Origin of the sequence: Rhodococcus sp. DMU1, assembly GCF_012272955.1 — a bacterium.
Lineage (GTDB): Bacteria > Actinomycetota > Actinomycetes > Mycobacteriales > Mycobacteriaceae > Rhodococcus > Rhodococcus aetherivorans.
The window spans coordinates 3178139-3199471 of the sequence record NZ_CP050952.1; the positions used below are offsets into that span (position 1 = coordinate 3178139).

The 21333-nt window shown below is 67.9% G+C and carries 14 protein-coding genes and 3 rRNA genes; all 17 read right to left on the reverse strand.

The window, feature by feature from the left end; all coding sequences use genetic code 11:
* Window positions 1–23 precede the first annotated feature (23 nt).
* The 17 genes from recN to argF all read right to left on the reverse strand — a co-directional run bounded on the left by recN (window position 24) and on the right by argF (window position 21331).
* The gene (gene recN / locus HFP48_RS14740) at window positions 24–1814 is read right to left on the reverse strand and encodes a DNA repair protein RecN (protein WP_168579699.1); all 1791 of its coding nucleotides are present in this window, start codon (window positions 1812–1814) and stop codon (window positions 24–26) included.
* Window position 1815: 1 nt separating this feature from the next.
* Window positions 1816–2760 carry an NAD kinase gene (locus HFP48_RS14745; RefSeq protein ID WP_006936725.1) on the reverse strand — a complete coding sequence of 315 codons (945 nt, stop codon included), beginning with the start codon at window positions 2758–2760 and terminating at the stop codon, window positions 1816–1818.
* Entirely contained in the window at window positions 2757–3581 is an 825-nt protein-coding gene (locus tag HFP48_RS14750) for a TlyA family RNA methyltransferase (RefSeq protein WP_072635314.1), read from the reverse strand. Before HFP48_RS14750 ends, HFP48_RS14745 begins: the two co-directional genes overlap by 4 nt.
* A 1-nt stretch (window position 3582) precedes the next feature.
* Window positions 3583–3807 (reverse strand): hypothetical protein, encoded by a 225-nt coding sequence (locus HFP48_RS14755; protein WP_029543879.1) that lies wholly within the window; start codon window positions 3805–3807, stop codon window positions 3583–3585.
* A gap of 55 nt (window positions 3808–3862) precedes the next feature.
* A complete protein-coding gene (locus tag HFP48_RS14760; protein ID WP_168579700.1) occupies window positions 3863–4858 on the reverse strand; it encodes an HAD-IIA family hydrolase in 996 nt (331 codons plus the stop codon).
* On the reverse strand, window positions 4855–6090 hold the full coding sequence (locus HFP48_RS14765) for a hypothetical protein (RefSeq protein WP_072635316.1): 1236 nt from the start codon (window positions 6088–6090) through the stop codon (window positions 4855–4857). The genes HFP48_RS14760 and HFP48_RS14765 overlap by 4 nt, the downstream gene beginning before the upstream one ends.
* 76 nt (window positions 6091–6166) lie before the next feature.
* A 5S ribosomal RNA gene (gene rrf, locus HFP48_RS14770) occupies window positions 6167–6283 on the reverse strand.
* Window positions 6284–6429: 146 nt separating this feature from the next.
* Window positions 6430–9566 (reverse strand): 23S ribosomal RNA (locus tag HFP48_RS14775).
* Window positions 9567–9862: 296 nt separating this feature from the next.
* A 16S ribosomal RNA gene (locus HFP48_RS14780) occupies window positions 9863–11384 on the reverse strand.
* The 16S, 23S and 5S rRNA genes sit together here, the layout of an rRNA operon.
* 462 nt (window positions 11385–11846) lie before the next feature.
* Window positions 11847–13124 carry a tyrosine--tRNA ligase gene (gene tyrS / locus HFP48_RS14785; RefSeq protein ID WP_029543887.1) on the reverse strand — a complete coding sequence of 426 codons (1278 nt, stop codon included), beginning with the start codon at window positions 13122–13124 and terminating at the stop codon, window positions 11847–11849.
* A 7-nt stretch (window positions 13125–13131) separates the two neighbouring features.
* A complete protein-coding gene (locus HFP48_RS14790; RefSeq protein WP_168579701.1) occupies window positions 13132–13749 on the reverse strand; it encodes a DNA-3-methyladenine glycosylase in 618 nt (205 codons plus the stop codon).
* 2 nt (window positions 13750–13751) lie between these two features.
* On the reverse strand, window positions 13752–13985 hold the full coding sequence (locus HFP48_RS14795) for a Trm112 family protein (RefSeq protein ID WP_168579702.1): 234 nt from the start codon (window positions 13983–13985) through the stop codon (window positions 13752–13754).
* A 43-nt stretch (window positions 13986–14028) separates the two neighbouring features.
* Window positions 14029–16992 (reverse strand): AMP-binding protein, encoded by a 2964-nt coding sequence (locus HFP48_RS14800; protein WP_006936480.1) that lies wholly within the window; start codon window positions 16990–16992, stop codon window positions 14029–14031.
* Window positions 16993–17119: 127 nt separating this feature from the next.
* A complete protein-coding gene (gene argH / locus HFP48_RS14805) occupies window positions 17120–18541 on the reverse strand; it encodes an argininosuccinate lyase (protein WP_043799656.1) in 1422 nt (473 codons plus the stop codon).
* A 74-nt stretch (window positions 18542–18615) separates the two neighbouring features.
* Window positions 18616–19815: an argininosuccinate synthase gene (locus HFP48_RS14810; protein WP_006936483.1), complete on the reverse strand. Its 1200-nt coding sequence runs from the start codon at window positions 19813–19815 to the stop codon at window positions 18616–18618.
* Window positions 19816–19874: 59 nt separating this feature from the next.
* A complete protein-coding gene (locus tag HFP48_RS14815) occupies window positions 19875–20390 on the reverse strand; it encodes an arginine repressor (protein ID WP_006936485.1) in 516 nt (171 codons plus the stop codon).
* Between the two features lie 11 nt (window positions 20391–20401).
* On the reverse strand, window positions 20402–21331 hold the full coding sequence (gene argF / locus HFP48_RS14820; protein ID WP_006936487.1) for an ornithine carbamoyltransferase: 930 nt from the start codon (window positions 21329–21331) through the stop codon (window positions 20402–20404).
* Between the last annotated feature and the right edge of the window lie 2 nt (window positions 21332–21333).

The following is a 21333-nucleotide window of genomic DNA, read 5'->3' on the forward strand; positions in this document are numbered from 1 at the left end:
CAACGGAGGCGCGCCGGGCGGGATCAGCCTCGTCGTTCGGCGTGCGCGGTGGCGAGCAGTTCCTCGGCGTGGGCCCGGCCCGTCTCGGTGTCGCCGAGGCCGGCGAGCATGCGGGCGAGCTCCGCGACCCGCTCGGTATCGGTGAGCGCGCGCACCCCGCTGCTGACGACACCCCCGGCATCGTCGACTTTGTCGACGACGAGGTGGGTGTCGGCGAACGCGGCGACCTGCGGCAGGTGGGTGACCACGATGACCTGATGGGTGCGCGACAGGCGGGCCAGGCGCCGGCCGATCTCGACCGCAGCCCGACCGCCCACCCCCGCGTCGACCTCGTCGAACACCATCGTGGCGCCGCGTTCGGACCCGGCCAGCACCACCTCGAGCGCGAGCATGACGCGGGAGAGCTCACCGCCGGAGGCGCTGCGCGCGATGGGCAGGGACCGGGCCCCGCTGTGCGCGGCGAGCCGGAACTCGACGTCGTCGACGCCCGAGGTGCCGGCGTGCAGCACCCGCCCGCCGACCTTCAGCGGTGCGGTGTCCTGCGGCCCCGCCTCTCGGTCCCGCACCTGCACGTCCAGACTCGCCCGGCCCATCGCCAGGCCGGACAACTCCTTGCTGACCGCCTTCGCGAGCTTGTCGGCGGCCTTCCTGCGGGCGGCGGAGAGGGCGGTCGCGGCCTCGGCGGCGGCGGCCGCCTCGCGATCGGCGCGCGCGGCGAGGTCGGCGACCGCATCGGCGGACACGTCGATCCTCGACAGCCGGTCGCGGGCCTCGCGAGCCCACTCGAGCACACCGTCGATGTCCGCGGCGTACTTGCGGGTGAGCGATTTCAGCTCCGCCTGGCGGTTCAGCAGCGTCTCGAGGGCCCCCGGGTCCGACGGCAGGTCCGACAGGTATCCGGACAGCTCGCCGGCGACGTCGGTGACCACCGCGATGGCCTCGTCGAGCCGGGGACCGAGCTCGCGCAGGGCCGGGTCCTCGGCCGCCTCGAGCCGCGCCCGGGACTCCCCCAGCAGATCCAGAGCCGCCGCGGCCACGTCGTCGCCGTCCCCGCCGGTGAGCGCGGCCTGCGCGCCCTGCGCGGAGTCCCGCAACGAATCGAGGTCGCCGAGCCGGCGCACCTCGGCCACGATCCGGGTGTCCTCCCCCGGCTGGGGGTCGACGGCGTCGATCTCGTCGAGCGCGAACCGCAGGCGGTCCGCCTCCTGCGCGAGCTCCCGGGACCGCTCGGTGCGTTCGCTCAGCTCGGCCCGCGCGGTCAGCCACCGCTGGCGGTGCTCCTGGTACGCCGCCAGCAGCGGCGCGATCGCCCTGCCGGCGAACCGGTCGAGGGCGGCGCGCTGCTGGTCGGGCCGCAGCAGCCGCAACTGGTCGTTCTGGCCGTGCACGGTCAGCAGCGGATCGGTGAACTCCGACAGCACCCCCACCGGGACGCTGCGCCCGCCGAGGTGGGCGCGGGAGCGGCCGTCGCTGCCGACGGTGCGGACCGCGATGATGCTGCCGTCGTCGTCGCGCTGGGCGCCGGTCGTCTCGAGCAGGCGTGCCACTTCCCGCTCGACGTGGCTGGGCACCCCGCCCGCCGCGCTCGACCCGGCGTCGGCATCGATGCAGAAGCGACCCTCCACGACGGCGCGGGAGGCGCCGACACGGACGCGGGTGGGGTCGGCGCGCGCCCCCGACAGCAGGTGCAGGCTGGTCACGACCATGGTCTTGCCGGCTCCGGTTTCGCCGGTCAGGACGGTCAGCCCGCCGTGGAACTGGGCGCCGGCCTCGGAGATGACCCCCAGATTGTCGATCCGGATCTCGGCAAGCACCTCACAGTCTCCTTCCCCGCCAGCCCTTCACCGGAAGATCGAACTTGCGCACCATGCGGTCGGCGAACGGCGCCGAGTCCAGCCGCACCCACCGCACCGGGTGCTTGCCGCGCACCACCTCGAGTCGGCCTCCGGCGGGCAGGTCCAGGGTGCGGCGGCCGTCGCAGAACACCAGCCCGTCGTGGCTGCCGGCGAGGGTCTCCACGGCGATCAACGACTCCGGGCTGGTCACCATGGGCCGGGCGAACAGGGCGTGCGCGTTGCTGGGGATCACCAGCAACGCCTCGAGTTCCGGCCACACGATCGGGCCGCCGGCGGAGAACGCGTACGCGGTCGATCCCGTCGGGGTGGCGATCAGCACGCCGTCGCACCCGAACGCCGACACCGGCCGGCCGTCGACCTCGAGCACCACCTCGAGCACGCCCAGACGGGACTTGTTCTCGAGGCTGGCCTCGTTCAGCGCCCACCCCCGGTCGACGATTACGTCGTCGACCCGGATCGCGACGTCCAGCGTCATCCGCTCCTCGACCCGGTACTCGCGGCGCACCACCTGCGCCAGTGCCTCCTCGAGATGTTCGGCCTCGGCCTCGGCGAGGAAACCGATGCGGCCCAGGTTGATTCCGAGCACGGGCACCCCGGCGCGCTGGGCCAGTTCGGCGGCGCGCAGGAAGCTGCCGTCCCCGCCGAGCACGATCACCATCTCGCAGCCCCGGGCGGCGTCCGGTCCGGGTTCGACGATGCGGACCCGTCCGTCCGGGCCGGCGAGCGGACCCAGACCGGTGCTGGCGACCTCGTCGTCGAGCACCCGCAGCCCGATGCCGGCCTCGCCGAAGATCTTCGCCATGCGCTGCGCCGTCGCGGCGATCTCGACCCGCCCCGAGTGGGACACGAGCAGGACCTCGCGGGTCGCCCGCTCCGGGCCGGTCGCTGCACTATCTGCGGTCACTGGGGTCCTTCCTGCACGGCTCGTTCGACGAGTTCGACCACGTCCGCGCCCAGTTCGACCGGGCCGGGTTCCCCGGCGCGCAGCCACAGGAAGTACTCGACGTTGCCGGACGGGCCGGGCAGCGGACTGGCCACCGCCCCGAGCGTACGCAGCCCCAGAGCCTGGGCCTCCCGGGCGACACCGAGGACCGCCTCGGTGCGCAGAGCCGCATCCCGGACGACGCCGCCACTGCCGACCCGCTCCTTCCCGACCTCGAACTGCGGTTTGACCATCGGCAGCAGATCCGCGCCCGGAGTCACGCACCGCACGAACGCCGGGAGCACCAGCTTCAGCGAGATGAACGACAGATCCGCCACCACCAACTCGACCGGCCCTCCGATCGCGTCCGCACCGATGTTACGCACGTTTGTTCGATCGATCACGTGGACGCGCTCGTCGGACTGCAGCCGCCACACCAACTGGCCGTAGCCCACGTCGACGGCGACGACCTCGCGGGCGCCCTCGTGCAACAGGACGTCCGTGAAGCCGCCGGTGGAAGCCCCGGCGTCGAGGCACCGCCGTCCGGTGACCCGCAATCCCTGGGGGGTGAACGTCTCGAGGGCGCCGAGCAGCTTGTGGGCCCCTCGCGAGGCCCACGCCACCTCCTCGGCGACCTCCGTGACCAGCAGGGGCGCCCCCGGATCGACCTGGGTCGCGGGTTTCGTCGCGACGGTGCCGTTGACGAGGACCCGCCCAGCCGTGATCAGTTCACCGGCGTGCTCGCGGGACCGGGCGAGGCCCCGGCGCACCAGCTCCGCGTCGACTCGCGCTCGCCGGGCCACGTCAGATCTTGTCCACGGTCGCGAGCGCCTGGACCAGCAGGTCGTGCGCCTGTTCGAGCAGCTGCGCCTGCCGCGGGATGATCTCGGACGGATCGGGCTCACCGTCGGCGGTGACGTCGCGGGCGCGCGTGAGCAGGCCCTCGACCTCGATATGGATCGACGCGGGATCCACGCCCGGATGGGGGCGTGGAAGGTGGTCGCCTGGGCGTGGAATCGACGTGCTCATCGTCGACCACGCTAGTGCATGCCGGTGACGAACCGGCACACCACGCAGACCCGGCTCAGCGGGATATTCCCCACCGTGCCAGCAGGTCGTCCGCCGCCACGACCCGACCGAAACCGGGGTTGGCCCAGGCGACGTCGAGCACGGCCCGCAGCGCGGCCATCGGGTCCGCCGCGAACTCCGGAGCCAGGTGCACATCCCGTCCGTCGAACGACACCGCTCCCGGCTCGCGCGGTCCCACCCGCAGCGCGGCCGCCTCGGCGTCGAGACCGGCGAGCGAGTCGGCCACATAGGTGGGGCGCTGCTCCTGCGGCGCCCGGAGCAGGTCCGCGACCGTGCTGACGCCGGTCAGCACCAGCAACGAATCGGCGCCCACGGCGTTCGCACCGGCGATGTCGGTGTCGAGCCGGTCGCCGACCACGAGCGGACGCGAGGCGCCGCTGCGCACGACGGCGTCCTCGAGCAGCGGCGCGGCCGGTTTGCCCGCCACCAGCGGCTCACAGCCCGTCGCCGACCTCAGGGCCGCGACCATGGAACCGTTCCCGAGCACCAGGCCCCGCTCGGTGGGCAACGTCGAATCGACGTTCGTCGCCACCCACAGGGCGCCGGAGCGCAGTGCGAGCGTCGCCTCGGCGAGGATCGCCCACCCGGTCTCCGGGGAGTGTCCCTGCACGACCGCCACAGGCTCGGCGTCCGCGGAACGCACCGGAGTCAGACCGACCGCGGCGACCTCGTCGACGAGGGCCTCGGTGCCCACAACCAGCACCGGGGCACCGGCCGGGACCCGCTCGGCCAACAGCCGGGCCGCGGACTGGGAACTGGTGACCACGTTCGACTCGTCGGCCGCGAAACCGAGTTCACGCAGGTGTTTGGCGACCTCCGCCGGGCGACGGCTCGCGTTGTTGGTGACGTAGAACAGCCGCTCGGCACCCTCCGACAATGCCTCGCGGGCCCCGGGCACCGCCTCGGCGCCGCGGTAGACGGTGCCGTCCAGATCGAGCAGGAGTACGTCGTAGAGCGCCCGCAACGACGCGCCGCCGGAAGTACCGGTCACTGATCCTCTCCGGTGAGCTCGGCGACGCGTTCCTCGGCGTCGGTGTCCCCCTCGAGATCCGCTGCGGCGGCGTTGAGGAACCACTTCAATCCGTCCTCGGTACGTCCCGCGGCCACGAGTGCATCCGCGTACGCATAGAACAGGCGCGCGGCGGACGGGCCGGTGCGCGAGGCATCCAGGTCCGGGGTCTGCAGGGTGACCACCGCCTGGTCGAACTGTCCCAGATCCATCCGGGCGCCCGCCACGACGATGCGCAGCTCGGTGGCCTCGTCGCCGGTCAGCGCCCGAGCCTCGTCGCTGCGGCCCAGCTCGATCGCGCGCTCCGGCCGGCCGAGACCGCGCTCGCAGTCCGCCATGACCGCCAGCAATCCCGGTCCCCCGGCCATTCGTCGGGCGGCCCGCAACTCGGACAGCGCCTCCGCCCATTCGCCGGCGTGGTAGGCCGTGATTCCCGCTGCCTCACGAACCACGGCGATACGGCCGGCGCGCTGCCGCGCAGCACGAGCGTGCGCCAGCGCCAGACGGGGATCGTCGTCGATCAGGCGGCCGGCCATGACCAGGTGCCGGGCCACTGCGTTGGCGTTCGACTTGTCGAGACTCAGCAGGTCCCGGCGGATCGTCGGATCGAGGTCCGACGCTTCGACGTCCTCGGGCAGGTCCGGCTCGTCCGGCCGGGCTTCGCGACGCGGAGCCGGAGCACCCTCGCGGCCACGGCTCGGGCCGAATCCACCCTCGCCGCCACGGCGACGCGGAGCGCCCCCGTCTCGCCGTTCGGGTCCGTGGCCGGCACGGGACGTGCCCGTGCGCCGATCGTCACGGCCCCGATCGTCGCGCCGGTCACCGGTGCGCCGATCGTCCCGACGGTCGTCGTTTGTGCCTCGATGCGGGCGCTCGCTGCGGGAACGGTCGTCGCGGGAACGGTCGTCGCGCCGCTCACCGTAGGGCCGATCTCGCCGGTCCCCCGACGGGCGATCGCTGTGGGGTCGCTCCGAGCGGCTACTCCCGCGGGAGTCGTCCGCGGAGCCCTTCGCCGGCTCGCTTCGCCGTTCCCCGCGGAAAGTGCGGTCCTCGCCGCGACGATCCGGTCGGCCGGCGACTCCCTGCCGGCGATCCTCGCCGCGGGCCGGGCCCCGGTCGCCACCCTGGCGGCGCTCGCCGCTGTCTCCGCGTCCCGACCTGGGAGTGGACCCTCCACTCCGGAAGGATCGACGCTCACCATCGTTGTCGGACACAGAAAAATCCTTTCATGAAAAACCAGAAAAACCACGAGAGGGGACCCAACTGGTGGGTCCCCTCTCGTAAACGGGTGTTCGGCGGTGTCCTACTCTCCCACACCCTGTCGGGTGCAGTACCATCGGCGCTGGAGGGCTTAGCTTCCGGGTTCGGAATGGGACCGGGCGTTTCCCCTCCGCTATGGCCGCCGTAACTCTGTGAAACTGTCCACACTCCTTCGGAGTGAATGGAGTGAACGCCGCCCTCTTTCACGGGGGCTGCGCCCACTCGATTCCCCGAAGAACATGGTGAATCGAGTGTGTTGTTTCAGATACCGCACAGTGGACGCGTAGCTTCTTTGTGGTAAGTCCTCGGCCTATTAGTACCGGTCACCTGCATGCGTTACCGCACTTCCAGTTCCGGCCTATCAACCCGGTGGTCTGCCGGGGGCCTTACCCCCTCGAGGGGGTGAGAAACCTCATCTTGGAACAGGCTTCCCGCTTAGATGCTTTCAGCGGTTATCCCTTCCGAACGTAGCCAACCAGCCGTGCCCCTGGCGGGACAACTGGCACACCAGAGGTTCGTCCGTCCCGGTCCTCTCGTACTAGGGACAGCCTTCCTCAAGTTTCTAACGCGCGCGGCGGATAGAGACCGAACTGTCTCACGACGTTCTAAACCCAGCTCGCGTGCCGCTTTAATGGGCGAACAGCCCAACCCTTGGGACCTACTCCAGCCCCAGGATGCGACGAGCCGACATCGAGGTGCCAAACCATCCCGTCGATATGGACTCTTGGGGAAGATCAGCCTGTTATCCCCGGGGTACCTTTTATCCGTTGAGCGACACCGCTTCCACATGCCGGTGCCGGATCACTAGTCCCGACTTTCGTCCCTGCTCGACCTGTCGGTCTCACAGTCAAGCTCCCTTGTGCACTTGCACTCGACACCTGATTGCCAACCAGGCTGAGGGAACCTTTGGGCGCCTCCGTTACATTTTGGGAGGCAACCGCCCCAGTTAAACTACCCACCAGGCACTGTCCCTGAACCCGATCAGGGTCCGAGGTTAGAGGTCCAATACGATCAGAGTGGTATTTCAACAACGACTCCACCCACACTGGCGTGCGGGCTTCCCAGTCTCCCACCTATCCTACACAAACCGAACCGAACACCAATACCAAGCTGTAGTGAAGGTCCCGGGGTCTTTTCGTCCTGCCGCGCGTAACGAGCATCTTTACTCGTAGTGCAATTTCGCCGAGTCTGTGGTTGAGACAGCAGAGAAGTCGTTACGCCATTCGTGCAGGTCGGAACTTACCCGACAAGGAATTTCGCTACCTTAGGATGGTTATAGTTACCACCGCCGTTTACTGGGGCTTAAATTCTCAGCTTCGCGGAGTGAACTCCGCTGACCGGTCCTCTTAACCTTCCAGCACCGGGCAGGCGTCAGTCCGTATACCTCGTCTTACGACTTCGCACGGACCTGTGTTTTTAGTAAACAGTCGCTTCTCTCTGGTCTCTGCGACCACCCCCGGCTCACGGAGCAAGTCCGGTCACCGGGACTGGTCCCCCTTCTCCCGAAGTTACGGGGGCATTTTGCCGAGTTCCTTAACCACAGTTCTCTCGATCGCCTCGGTATTCTCTACCTGACCACCTGTGTCGGTTTGGGGTACGGGCCGTGTGAAAGCTCGCTAGAGGCTTTTCTCGGCAGCATAGGATCATGGAATTCGCCTCATTCGGCTACGCATCACCTCTCAGGCTGTGTGCGACACGGATTTGCCTGTGTCACGCCCTACGGGCTTACACCGGTACAACCACTGACCGGCCCCACTACCTTCCTGCGTCACCCCATCGCTTGGCTACTACCACCGAAGGTCCCGTGCAGCAGGCTCTCGGCTCCCGAAGGAACTCGATCACCCTTTGGACGGTTAGTACCGATGATTCACCAGGGGCGCGTTCACACGGGTACGGGAATATCAACCCGTTGTCCATCGACTACGCCTGTCGGCCTCGCCTTAGGTCCCGACTCACCCTGGGCGGATTAACCTGGCCCAGGAACCCTTGGTCATTCGGCGGACGAGTTTCTCACTCGTCTTTCGCTACTCATGCCTGCATTCTCACTCGCGCAGCCTCCACACCTGGATCACTCCGGCGCTTCCCCGGCTGCACGACGCTCCCCTACCCACCCGCACCACTGCCGGACGATCCGTGGACCCTCCGGGGTGTTGTGCGAGTGCCGCGGCTTCGGCGGTGTACTTGAGCCCCGCTACATTGTCGGCGCAGAACCACTTGACCAGTGAGCTATTACGCACTCTTTCAAGGGTGGCTGCTTCTAAGCCAACCTCCTGGTTGTCTCAGCGATCCCACATCCTTTTCCACTTAGTACACGCTTAGGGGCCTTAGCCGGCGATCTGGGCTGTTTCCCTCTCGACTACGAAGCTTATCCCCCGCAGTCTCACTGCCGCGCTCTCACTCACCGGCATTCGGAGTTTGGCTGATTTCGGTAAGCTTGTGGGCCCCCTAGACCATCCAGTAGCTCTACCTCCGGTGAGAAACACGCGACGCTGCACCTAAATGCATTTCGGGGAGAACCAGCTATCACGGAGTTTGATTGGCCTTTCACCCCTACCCACAGCTCATCCCCTCAGTTTTCAACCTAAGTGGGTTCGGGCCTCCACGACGTCTTACCGTCGCTTCACCCTGGCCATGGGTAGATCACTCCGCTTCGGGTCTAGAACATGCCACTACAGACGCCCTGTTCGGACTCGCTTTCGCTACGACTACCCCACACGGGTTAACCTCGCGACATGCCACTAACTCGCAGGCTCATTCTTCAAAAGGCACGCCGTCACCCCCAGCAGACCAAACTGCTCGAAGGCTCCGACGGATTGTAAGCGCACGGTTTCAGGTACTATTTCACTCCCCTCCCGGGGTACTTTTCACCTTTCCCTCACGGTACTAGTCCGCTATCGGTCACCAGGGAGTATTCAGGCTTATCGGGTGGTCCCGACGGATTCACAGCAGATTTCACGGGCCCGCTGCTACTCGGGTACCCTCCACGAGAGCCGGCATGTTTTCGTCTACGGGATTCTCACCCTCTACGACAGGCCGTTCCAGACCATTTCGACTAACACACCGGTTTCTTACTCTCGCCCACCATGACAGTGATGGGAAGAAGGGCCCCACGACCCCACGAGTGCAACGCCTGCCAGCTCTCACACACCCGCGGTTTAGCCTCTTCCGTTTTCGCTCGCCACTACTCACGGAATCACATGTTGTTTTCTCTTCCTGTGGGTACTGAGATGTTTCACTTCCCCACGTTCCCTCCACACGCCCTATATATTCAGGCGCGGGTAACACGACATCACTCGTGCTGGGTTTCCCCATTCGGAAATCCTCGGATCACAGCTCGGTTGACAGCTCCCCGAGGCATATCGCAGCCTCCCACGTCCTTCATCGGCTCCTGGTGCCAAGGCATCCACCGTACGCTCATAAACACTTACAACAAAGATGCTCGCGTCCACTGTGCAGTTCTCAAACAACACACAACAACCGGTACCGGAAGAAGAAACAACCCCTTCGTTCCCGATCATCGTCGCTGACAAAACACTCGCGTGTTCTCTCAGGACCCAACAGTGCACCGATATATCACCCACCGGCCGGCCATGTGACCCACCGAGCGTGCATGAAGCTGTCAGCGTTCCACCCATGAGCACCACCGGATTACGTGTGAATCCGAAATGGCTCTGCCTCGCTCCCCCGGCACCTGTGTGCTGGTCCGAGCAAGGAGTTGCTCCTTAGAAAGGAGGTGATCCAGCCGCACCTTCCGGTACGGCTACCTTGTTACGACTTCGTCCCAATCGCCGATCCCACCTTCGACGGCTCCCTCCCACGAGGGGTTAGGCCACCGGCTTCGGGTGTTACCGACTTTCATGACGTGACGGGCGGTGTGTACAAGGCCCGGGAACGTATTCACCGCAGCGTTGCTGATCTGCGATTACTAGCGACTCCGACTTCACGGGGTCGAGTTGCAGACCCCGATCCGAACTGAGACCGGCTTTAAGGGATTCGCTCCACCTCGCGGTATCGCAGCCCTCTGTACCGGCCATTGTAGCATGTGTGAAGCCCTGGACATAAGGGGCATGATGACTTGACGTCGTCCCCACCTTCCTCCGAGTTGACCCCGGCAGTCTCCTGCGAGTCCCCAACCGAATTGCTGGCAACACAGGACAAGGGTTGCGCTCGTTGCGGGACTTAACCCAACATCTCACGACACGAGCTGACGACAGCCATGCACCACCTGTACACCGACCACAAGGGAAACCCCATCTCTGGGGCGGTCCGGTGTATGTCAAACCCAGGTAAGGTTCTTCGCGTTGCATCGAATTAATCCACATGCTCCGCCGCTTGTGCGGGCCCCCGTCAATTCCTTTGAGTTTTAGCCTTGCGGCCGTACTCCCCAGGCGGGGCGCTTAATGCGTTAGCTACGGCACGGATCCCGTGGAAGGAAACCCACACCTAGCGCCCACCGTTTACGGCGTGGACTACCAGGGTATCTAATCCTGTTCGCTACCCACGCTTTCGCTCCTCAGCGTCAGTTACTGCCCAGAGACCCGCCTTCGCCACCGGTGTTCCTCCTGATATCTGCGCATTTCACCGCTACACCAGGAATTCCAGTCTCCCCTGCAGTACTCAAGTCTGCCCGTATCGCCTGCAAGCCCGCAGTTGAGCTGCGGGTTTTCACAGACGACGCGACAAACCGCCTACGAGCTCTTTACGCCCAGTAATTCCGGACAACGCTCGCACCCTACGTATTACCGCGGCTGCTGGCACGTAGTTGGCCGGTGCTTCTTCTGTACCTACCGTCACTCGCGCTTCGTCGGTACTGAAAGAGGTTTACAACCCGAAGGCCGTCATCCCTCACGCGGCGTCGCTGCATCAGGCTTGCGCCCATTGTGCAATATTCCCCACTGCTGCCTCCCGTAGGAGTCTGGGCCGTGTCTCAGTCCCAGTGTGGCCGGTCGCCCTCTCAGGCCGGCTACCCGTCGTCGCCTTGGTGGGCCGTTACCCCACCAACAAGCTGATAGGCCGCGGGCCCATCCTGCACCGGAAAACCTTTCCACCCCGGAACATGCATCCCGAGGTCCTATCCGGTATTAGACCCAGTTTCCCAGGCTTATCCCGAAGTGCAGGGCAGATCACCCACGTGTTACTCACCCGTTCGCCACTAATCCACCCAGCAAGCTGGGCTTCATCGTTCGACTTGCATGTGTTAAGCACGCCGCCAGCGTTCGTCCTGAGCCAGGATCAAACTCTCCGTTGAAGACTCACAATCAAACCCCGAAGGGCCGATCAGTCATAGACATCGAGCCAAATCACCAGCAAAAAACTCAAACCAGCAAAAACACTGACCACCACAGACGGAAGAATGCGGCAGCCAGCAACAACCACCCCCCGAAAAGAGGGGCGGTCGCACCAAAAATATTTTGGCACTGACATTCATCGGCACACTGTTGAGTTCTCAAAGAACACGCACACACCATCGCTCCGCGCCTTCGCGCCTTGCTCCGGGGCAACCGTTCTAGCCTAACACTCTGAACTCGCGGACGCAAACACTGTCTGCGATCTTCGTGTTGGCTGCTCGACCGATCAGGGCGCAACCGCTTTCCGTACCTTTCGGTCCGGGTCGGCGTCCGTGTCGCTCGAACGACGACAAAGTTACGCCACCGCTAACGGGCCGTCAAATCCGCAGGTCAGCGGCCCGTCGGCGGTGGCGGCAGTGCGCTCAGCCGCGTTCGACTCGCACGCCGGCAAAGTTGCGCTTGCCTCGCCGCAGGACAAGCCAGCGGTCGTGCAGCAGATCCGCGCTCGACGGGGTCCACTCCTCGGATGAGATCCGTTGGTTGTTCACGGAGGCACCCCCCTCCTTGATCGTGCGTCGGGCAGCGCCCTTGCTCTCGCACAGGCCGGTCGCGACGAGCAGGTCCACGATCGTGCCGGGCTGCCCGTCGTGCACTTCCGCGACGGAGGCCTCCGCCAGCGCGGCCGAGAGGGTCGCTTCGTCCAGGTCCGCCAACTCTCCACGACCGAACAGCGCCCGGCTCGCAAGTTCGACCGCCCGGGTGTTGGCCTCGCCGTGAACGAGGGTCGTCATTTCGGCCGCAAGGCGGCGCTGCGCCTCGCGCGCCTGCGGTCGCTCGGCCGTCGCCGTCTCGAGTTCGGCGAGTTCGTCCTGATCCAGGAACGTGAACCACCGCAGGTACTTCACGACGTCGGCGTCGGCGGCGTTGACGAAGTACTGGTACCAGGCGTACGGCGTGGTCATCTCCGGGTCGAGCCAGAGGCTTCCGCCGCCGGTGGATTTCCCGAACTTCTTGCCGTCGGCCGAGGTGACGAGCGGGACGGTGAGCGCGTGCACGGCGGCACCGTCGGTCCGTCGGTTGAGTTCGACGCCCGCGATGATGTTGCCCCACTGGTCCGACCCCCCCACCTGCAGCGTGCACCCGTGCTCGCGACGCAACTGCACATAGTCGTTGGCCTGCAGCAGCATGTAGCTGAACTCGGTGTACGAGATGCCGTCGCCCTCGAGCCGGCGCTTCACCGTGTCGCGAGCGAGCATGACGTTGACGGAGAAGTGCTTGCCGATATCGCGGAGGAAGTCGACGACGCTGAGCGAGGAGGTCCAGTCGGCGTTGTTCACGACGATCGCGCTGGTCGGCGACTCGTCGAAGTCCACGAACCGCTCGAGCTGACCGCGGATGCGTTCGGCCCATTCGGCGACCGTGTCCGCCGAGTTCATGGTCCGCTCCCCTACCTCCCGCGGATCTCCGATCATGCCGGTAGCGCCGCCCGCCAGCACGATGGGCCGGTGGCCCGCTCGCTGGAAACGCTTCAGGGCCAGCAACGGCACGAGGTGACCGGCATGCAGACTCGGCCCGGTGGGATCGAATCCGGCATAGAGCGTGACCGGGCCCGCGGCGAGATCGCGGCGGAGTGTGTCGAGGTCGGTCGATTGGGCGATCAGTCCACGCCAGGTCAGTTCGTCGAGGATGTGCTCAGTCACCGCTCGATCATCCCATCCGACGGGGAGCGGCCGGCGCGCGCGGGCTGCGCCGGTACGCCGACACCCCCACGGCGCCGGGGATCCACAGCCGCCACGGTCGTTCGGCCGCGACACTGATGCCCACGCGTGGGCCCGACGCGACCCGGTCGACGTCACCCAGAGTGAGTTTCGCGGTTGCGCCATCGTCGAGCACATCGATCCCGTTGTCCGCCAGCGTCAATCCCAAGGCGGCCGCGAGGTTGCCGGGTCCGCGGGCAAGGTTCGGTGCGGGAGTCCCGGCCGTTCGCCGGAAACGGACGATCTCCTCCCCCGCGACTACTTCGGCACCTCGCAGCAATACCGCCGCGGCCACTCCGTCGGGCCCCACGGAGATGTTCGCGCAGTGGTGCAGCCCATAGCTGCGGTAGATGTAGAGATGGCCGGCAGGGCCGAACATCACCGCATTCCGCGGCGTACGTCCCCGGTAGGAGTGCGCCGCCGGATCGGGCCAGGGACCGTCCTCGGGCCCGCCGTAGGCCTCGACCTCCGTGATCCGCAGGACCACCTCGCCCGCGCACAGCGTGGCGCCGAGGATCGTGTGCGCCGCAGTCAGCGGGTCGACCCCGGTGAGCCGCTCGAACGCCACGCTCAGTCCGCCACCCGGTCCTCGGTCCAGCCGGCCACGCCGCGCGCGACGAAGTCCTCGTGTTCGGCCTCGGTCACCGCTCGGGCCTCGTCGACGAGGAGGACGGGGATGCCGTTCTCGATCGGATACGCGCGGCGCAACCGCGGGTTGTAGAGAACCAAATCGTCCACGAGGAGCAGCGGCCCCTTGTCCTGCGGGCAGGCCAGGATGCTCAGCAGCGTGGGATCGACAGCCACGGTGGTCCTCTCGACGGTGGTGCGGGACTCGGACGGCCCCAGGCTACCGTGCGCCCGGTGCCGGACCTGTGCCGACGCCGGTGAATCTCGCCGCGACCGCTTTGGTGAACCGCTTGTAGGTTCCGGTCGCCGGGTCGGCGAACCACGACCGCACGGTCGGCTTCGGCAGGCCCCGCGCCGGCAGGTCACCGGACATCGGCCGATACGTGGGCCCGAGTGCGATGTGCGGCACGACATGGACCAGGTCGGGCCGTTCCGGAGCGGGAACCGCGTCGAGTGCCGCCGTGATCTCGGCGGCGCTCGGCGCGCGGTTCTCGCGCAGGGTGCACGCGGCCACGGCGACTTCGGTGTCTCCGGTGCGCACGCCGTATACGACGCAGAGATCGACCCGCGGGATACCGCCGAGGGCATCCACCACCGGCTGGCCGTACACCGGTCCGTGCGGGGTGCGGATGACACTGTGCTTGCTGTCGAGCAGCCAGTAGTCACCGTCCTGGTCTCGTCGGAAGAGGTTCTCGGTGGGCACCCACACGTCGCCGAGTTCGAACACTCCCCGCATGACGCCGGGCAGCGCTTCCGTCGACGCGCTGGGCCGGCCGAGCAGGAGGCCGACCTCGCCGGCGGCGCTCTCGCGGACGAAGCCCCGCGCGTCCTCCACCAGACGCCCGGTGGTCGGGTCCCACGCCGCCAGGCGTGCCTCGGCGCTGCCGGGCAGCGGCCGTCCCTTGCATCCGATCTTGGCACCCGAGACGTTGGCCAGGACGATCTCGCCGTCGGTGGAGGCATAGAACTCGAGCACCTGGGCGGGAGCGAAGCGTTCGAGGGTCCGCCGCCACAGGCCGGGCGTCATGCCCGAGCCGATGAAGAGGCGGACGGGGTGGATCTCGTCGATGTGCAGTGCCGGGCTGTCGAGGACGTCCCGCATCATCGCCCAGGTGTAGGTGACGACGGTGACGCCGTAGCGGTGCACTTCCTCGCTGAAGCGGGCGGGGTCCAGGCCGTGGGACAGGGCTATGCGGCAGCCGCCGGCGAGCGCGCCACCGAAGCTGACCAGGAGACCGGACGAATGATGAAGCGGGGCAAGGCAATACACCGTGTCACCACGCCCCAGTGCGGCGGCGGTGGCGGTGCCGAAGGCCGAGAGCGCCCATCGGTGGTTGGAGATCTGACGCATCTCCAGGGTGTCGCCGCTCCCGGTGAACAGGAGGAAGGCGAGTTCGCGCGCGACGCCGGGGTCGGGCGCATACCAGCCGGGGAGTTCGACCGTGGTGATGTCGAGGTGTTCGAGATCGACGACGTCGGCGCCGGCCGGGATGTCCAGTTCGCGGATGCTGCCACCACCGAGGACCAGGGCCGGGATGCCGGTGGCGATCGCCTGCTGGAGGTTCTCGGGATCGGTGATGATCTTCTGGACGGCGCCCAACCGGATGGCCTCGTCGAGGTCGGGGCCGGGCGGGAGCAGGACCGACACCGCGCCGATGCGGGAGACGGCCGTGACCGCGGCCATCGCACTGGGACGGGTGTCCATGAGGACACCGATGTGGGCGGCGGGGCGGACACCGGAGTGCACCAGCCCGCGCACCACGTTGTCGATCCGCCGATTGACGTCGGCGAAGGTGTAGACGCGGTCCTCGTAGATGAAGCACTCGCGGTGCGGCCCCTTGCGGCACTGCTCCGTCAGGACGCCGGCGAGCGAGATGCGGGTTCGTGGCTGAATCTGCCCGAGCCGGGCCAGGCGCGGAAGGGCCCGGGCCGCCTCCCCCGACAGCTCCCGGGCCCCGCGCACCGTTTCGGAGGCCAGGTCGGCGATGCCCTTGCCGACCTCCACACCGACCTCGGCGATGGTGGCGACGGTGTGGGTGAGGCGGGCCGCGACGGACACCCCGGTCTCTCCTTCTGCGTGGAGCTCGGGGATCGCCATCCGGCCGACGCCGACCGGCCGGTCGCCGTGCCCTTCCCGCCACTGCACCCATTCGCCGACGGCGGGCCAGGTCTGCCGCGCCGCGGTGCCGCCCACGACGAGCCCGAAATGGCCTGCGCGCAAGGAGTATTCGAACACCTGAGCCCGGGGGGCGGCCTTGCGTATGCCGCGCACCGCGAGGGGCTGCCCGATGTCGTCCACCTCGCCGACGAACGCGAGGATGGGGCAAGTGATCTCGGCCAGGCTCACGGCCCGGTCGTTGATGACGAAGCCGCCGCTGACCATGCGGTTGTGCACGATGAACTGGCGAAGCAACTCGGCCACTGCAGGACCGGACCAGGCCACCCACCCCTCCGTGTCGAGGAAGCGGCGCTGAGGTTCGCGCGGCAGGAGGGCTTCCCGGTCGTGCAGCTGCATGAGGAACTCGATGCGCGAACGCACGGTCTTGACGGGGTCGAGGAACTGGAAGCCGGTCTTGGCCATCCACCCGGTGATGGCGAGCCGGTTGAAGACGTGGTCGGCGAGGAAGTCGGCGGCCCGGACGGCGACGCCCTCGGGAATCCCGAACGGCAGGGCGGCCAGGGTGTCCACGGGGCTGCCGAAGGTGATCAGGCTGGCGACGTGCCGACTGCGGCGGTAGGCCGCGGCCTGATAGCAGAACATGCCGCCCTGCGAGTACCCGGCCAGGTGGATGTCCCGGCCGGTGTATTCATGCACGTGATCGATGATCTCGTCGAGGGCGATGATGTGGTCGGTGAGGGTGCGGTCCCACCCGCCTTCTTCCCGGTCCGGGGAGCCGAAGTCGACCACCCAGGGGTCGAGACCCATCGAGTGCAGGATGCCGACGGCTCCGGTATCGCGGGTGACGTCGTAGACGTCCGCCGACATCATCATCGGGGGGACCAGCACCACCGGAGCAGCATTCTCGGCGGCGTCGGATTCCGGGTAGTAGTGCCGCAGCCTGTACATGCCGGTCCGCTCGACGATCTGGAACGGCGACGGTGTCGCCCCCGTTTCCAGACCGCCGTGACGGACCACCTCGAGGCCGTTCTGCGCGGTCGCCACCACGCGCCGCAGGGGCCCCATCACCGATCCACCGCCCACTGCCACGAACCTCTTCCCATCCGCCGAGTTCTGCGTGTGTCCACCCTGTCAGGAATGACAGCCTGCCACATTACGTCGAGGCGATGGCCCTGTTCACCGAGCGGGCCGGTCAGCTGCGCACCCAGTCCCGCAGCGCGCGAGCGGCGGCACGAACTCCGTCGAGCTGTTCACCTACCCGGGCGCCCGCGGTGCCGCCGCGGGCGTTGCGGGAAGCGATGGAGCCCTCCACGGTGAGCACCTCGCGGACCTGCGGCGTCAGCGCGGGGTCGACCGCCGTCAGCTCGTCGTCGGTGAGTTCCTCGAGGCCGACGCCGCGCGCCTCCGCCGCGCGCACGCACGCCCCGGCCGCCTCGTGTGCGACGCGGAACGGGACACCCTGGCGCACCATCCACTCGGCGATGTCGGTGGCGAGGGTGAATCCGGCGGGTGCCAACTGGGCCATACGATCGGTGTGGAAGGTCAGGGTGGACACGAGACCGGTGATCGCCGGCAGCAGCAGCTCGAGCTGCAGGACCGAGTCGAACACCGGCTCCTTGTCCTCCTGCAGGTCCCGGTTGTACGCCAGCGGTTGGGCCTTGAGGGTGGCGAGCAGGCCGGTGAGGTTGCCGATGAGGCGACCTGCCTTGCCCCGGGTCAGTTCCGAGACGTCCGGGTTCTTCTTCTGCGGCATGATCGACGATCCGGTGGACCACTCGTCGGCGAGGGTGATGTAGCCGAACTCCGGGGTGCTCCAGAGGATGACCTCCTCCGCCATGCGGGAGAGGTCGACCGCGATCATGGCGAACACGAACGCGGCCTCGGCGGCGAAGTCGCGCGCGGAGGTGGCGTCGATCGAGTTCTCGGCGGCGGAGTCGAAGTTCAGTTCTGCCGCGATCGCGTCGGGGTCGAGGCCGAGGGAGGAGCCGGCGAGCGCTCCCGAGCCGTACGGGGACACCGCCGCACGCGCGTCGAAGTCCCGCAGCCGCTGCACGTCGCGCAGCAGCGGGTGGGCGTGCGCGAGCAGGTGGTGTGCGAGCAGTACCGGCTGTGCTGCCTGCAGGTGGGTCTTGCCCGGCATCACCGCGGCGGGATGCGCGGCGGCCTGGTCGGCGAGGGCGTCGACGACGGCGAGGACACCGTCGGCGATACGTCGCGCCGCGTCGCGCAGCCACATCCGGAACAGGGTGGCGACCTGATCGTTGCGGGAGCGGCCGGCTCGCAGCCGGCCGCCGACGTCGGGACCGACCCGCTCGATGAGCCCACGTTCGAGGGCGCCGTGGACGTCCTCGTCGGACTCGGCCGGGGCGAACGCGCCGGAGGCGACGTCGGCGCCGAGCCGGTCGAGGCCGTCGAGCATGGTGGCGAGGTCGGCCTCGCTGAGCAGGCCGGCCTTGTGCAGCACGCGCGCGTGCGCCTTGGAGGCCCGGACGTCGTAGGGGGCGAGCGCCCAGTCGAAGTGGGTGGACTTGCTCAGTGCCGCCATGGCGGCGGCCGGTCCGGATGCGAACCGGCCGCCCCACAGGGCGCCCTCGTTGGTGCCGTGACTCTGGATGCCTTCGGCATCGTGACTCTGGATGCCTTCGGCATCGTGACTCCGGATGCCTTCGGCGTCGTGGGCGGTCATGACTACAGGCCCAGGTCCCGCTTGGCGGCGACCTTGGAGGACAGGCCGTGGATCTGGACGAAGCCCTTGGCGTTGGACTGGTCGAAGCTGTCGCCCTCGTCGTAGGTAGCGAGGTTGAAGTCGTACAGCGATTCGGCGCTGCGGCGGCCGTTGACGGCGATGTGGCCGCCGTGCAGGACGAGCCGGATGTCGCCGGAGACGTGCTCCTGGGTGTTCTGGACGAACGCGTCGAGCGCGTACTTCAGCGGCGAGTACCAGAGACCGTCGTAGACCAGCTCGCTCCAGCGCTCCTCCACGCGGCGCTTGTACCGGCCGAGCTCGCGTTCGAGGGTGACGTGCTCGAGCTCCTGGTGGGCGTGGATGAGGGTGAGAGCGCCGGGGGCCTCGTAGATCTCGCGGCTCTTGATGCCGACGAGGCGGTCCTCGACCATGTCGAGGCGGCCGACGCCTTGGGCGCCGGCGCGGCGGTTCAGTTCCTGGATGGCCTCGAGCACGGTGACCGGCCGGCCGTCGATCGCGGTGGGCACGCCCTTCTCGAAGGTGATGATCAGCTCGTCGGGGGCCTGCCAGTTGAGGCTGGGGTCCTCGGTGTAGTCGTAGACGTCCTTGGTGGGGGCGTTCCACAGGTCCTCGAGGAAGCCGGTCTCGACGGCACGGCCCCACACGTTCTGGTCGATCGAGAACGGGGACTTCTTGGTGACGTTGATCGGCAGGTTGTGCTCGCCGGCGAAGGCGATGGCCTTCTCGCGGGTCCAGGCGTAGTCGCGGACGGGGGCGATGACCTCGAGGTCGGGGGCGAGGGCGCCGAATCCGACCTCGAAGCGGACCTGGTCGTTGCCCTTGCCGGTGCAACCGTGCGAGACGACCGTGCCGCCGTGATCGCGGGCAGCCTTGACGATGTGCTTGACGATCAGGGGGCGGCTGATCGCGGAGACCAGCGGGTAGCGGTCCATGTAGAGGGCGTTGGCCTGGACGGTCGGCAGGCAGTACTCCTCCGCGAACTCGTCCTTGGCGTCGACGACGACGGATTCGACCGCGCCGCAGTCGAGGGCGCGCTGGCGCACGACCTCCATGTCCTCGCCGCCTTGGCCGAGATCGATGGCGACGGCGACGACCTCCTTGCCGGTCTCCTTGCCGATCCAGCTGATGGCGACGGAGGTGTCCAGCCCGCCCGAGTAGGCGAGTACGACGCGATCGGCCATTGTGTTTGTGCTCCTTCTTGATTGAACTTGCGTCTATCGGTGCTCGGTGCGCGATCGGATCAGGCCAGGGATTCGATCTTCGCGGCGAGGTCGGCTCCGGTGAGGGGCTCGCGCGCGATCACCGCGATGGTGTCGTCGCCGGCGATGGTGCCGACCACTTCGGGTAATGATGCCCGATCGAGTGCGCTGGCCAGATAGTGCGCTGCTCCGGGTGGGGTGCGGAGCACGGCGATGTTGCCGCTCGAGTCGGTGGAGACCAGCAGTTCGCCGAGGAGGCGGGAGAGCCGGTCGGTGCCTCCGGACACGCCGCGGACGGGGCTCCCGTCCTCGGGGACGACGTACACGCCGGGCCCGCCGTCGGCCCCGCGGAGCTTGACCGCTCCGAGCTCCTCGAGGTCGCGGGAGAGGGTGGCGTTGGACACCTCGATGCCTTCGGCGGCCAGCAGCGCGGCGAGTTCCGGCTGGCTGCGGATCGCGTGGGTGGCGACGAGCGCGGTGATCCGGGCCTGCCGGGCCGCGCGGGTCGGGGCCGCGGCGGCGCCGGCCGGTCCGGCGCCGCTCGACGGTTCGGCCACGCTGCTCACGGTTACCGTTCGCGCTGCTCGAGCAGCCACACGAGCAGCGCCTTCTGTGCGTGGAGGCGGTTCTCGGCCTCGTCCCACACCACCGACTGCGGTCCGTCCAGGACCTCGTCGGTGACCTCGTCGCCGCGGTGGGCGGGCAGGCAGTGCAGCACGACGGCGTTCGGGTCGGCGAGCGCGAGCAGCTCGGCGTTGACCTGGTACGGACGGAAGGGACCGACGCGGTCGAGTCCGTCGTTCTCCTGGCCCATGGAGGTCCAGGTGTCGGTGACGAGGGCGTCGGCGCCGGCGACGGCGGCGCGCGGGTCCTCGGTGAGGGTGATCCGCGCGCCGGTTTCGGCGGCGCGGGCGCGGGCCGCGTCCACGACGGCGGGGTTCGGGACGAAACCGGCGGGGGCGGCGATCGTGACGTCGATGCCGGCGGTGACACCGCCGAGCAGCAGCGAGTGCGCCATGTTGTTGGCACCGTCGCCGAGGTAGGTCAGCTTCAGCCCGTGCAGCTCACCCTTGTGCTCGCGGAGGGTGAGCAGGTCCGCGAGGACCTGGCAGGGGTGGTACTCGTCGGAGAGGGCGTTGACGAGGGGCACGGTGGCGCCTTCGGCCATCGCCTGGAGCCGGTCCTGGCCGAAGGTGCGCCAGACGACGGCGTCGACGTAGCGGGACAGGACGCGGCCGGTGTCCTGCAGGGTTTCCTCGCGTCCGAGCTGGGTGGTGCGGCCGTCGACGACGACGGCGTGGCCGCCGAGCTGGGCGATACCCATCTCGAAGGAGAAGCGGGTGCGGGTCGAGTTCTTCTCGAAGATGACTCCGACGCCGCGCGGGCCCTCGAGGGGACGGGCCGAGAACGGGGCCTTCTTCAGGGCCGCGGCGAGGTCGAGGACCTCGCTCTGCTGCGCGGGCGTGAGGTCGTCGTCCTTGAGGAAGTGCTTCACCATGG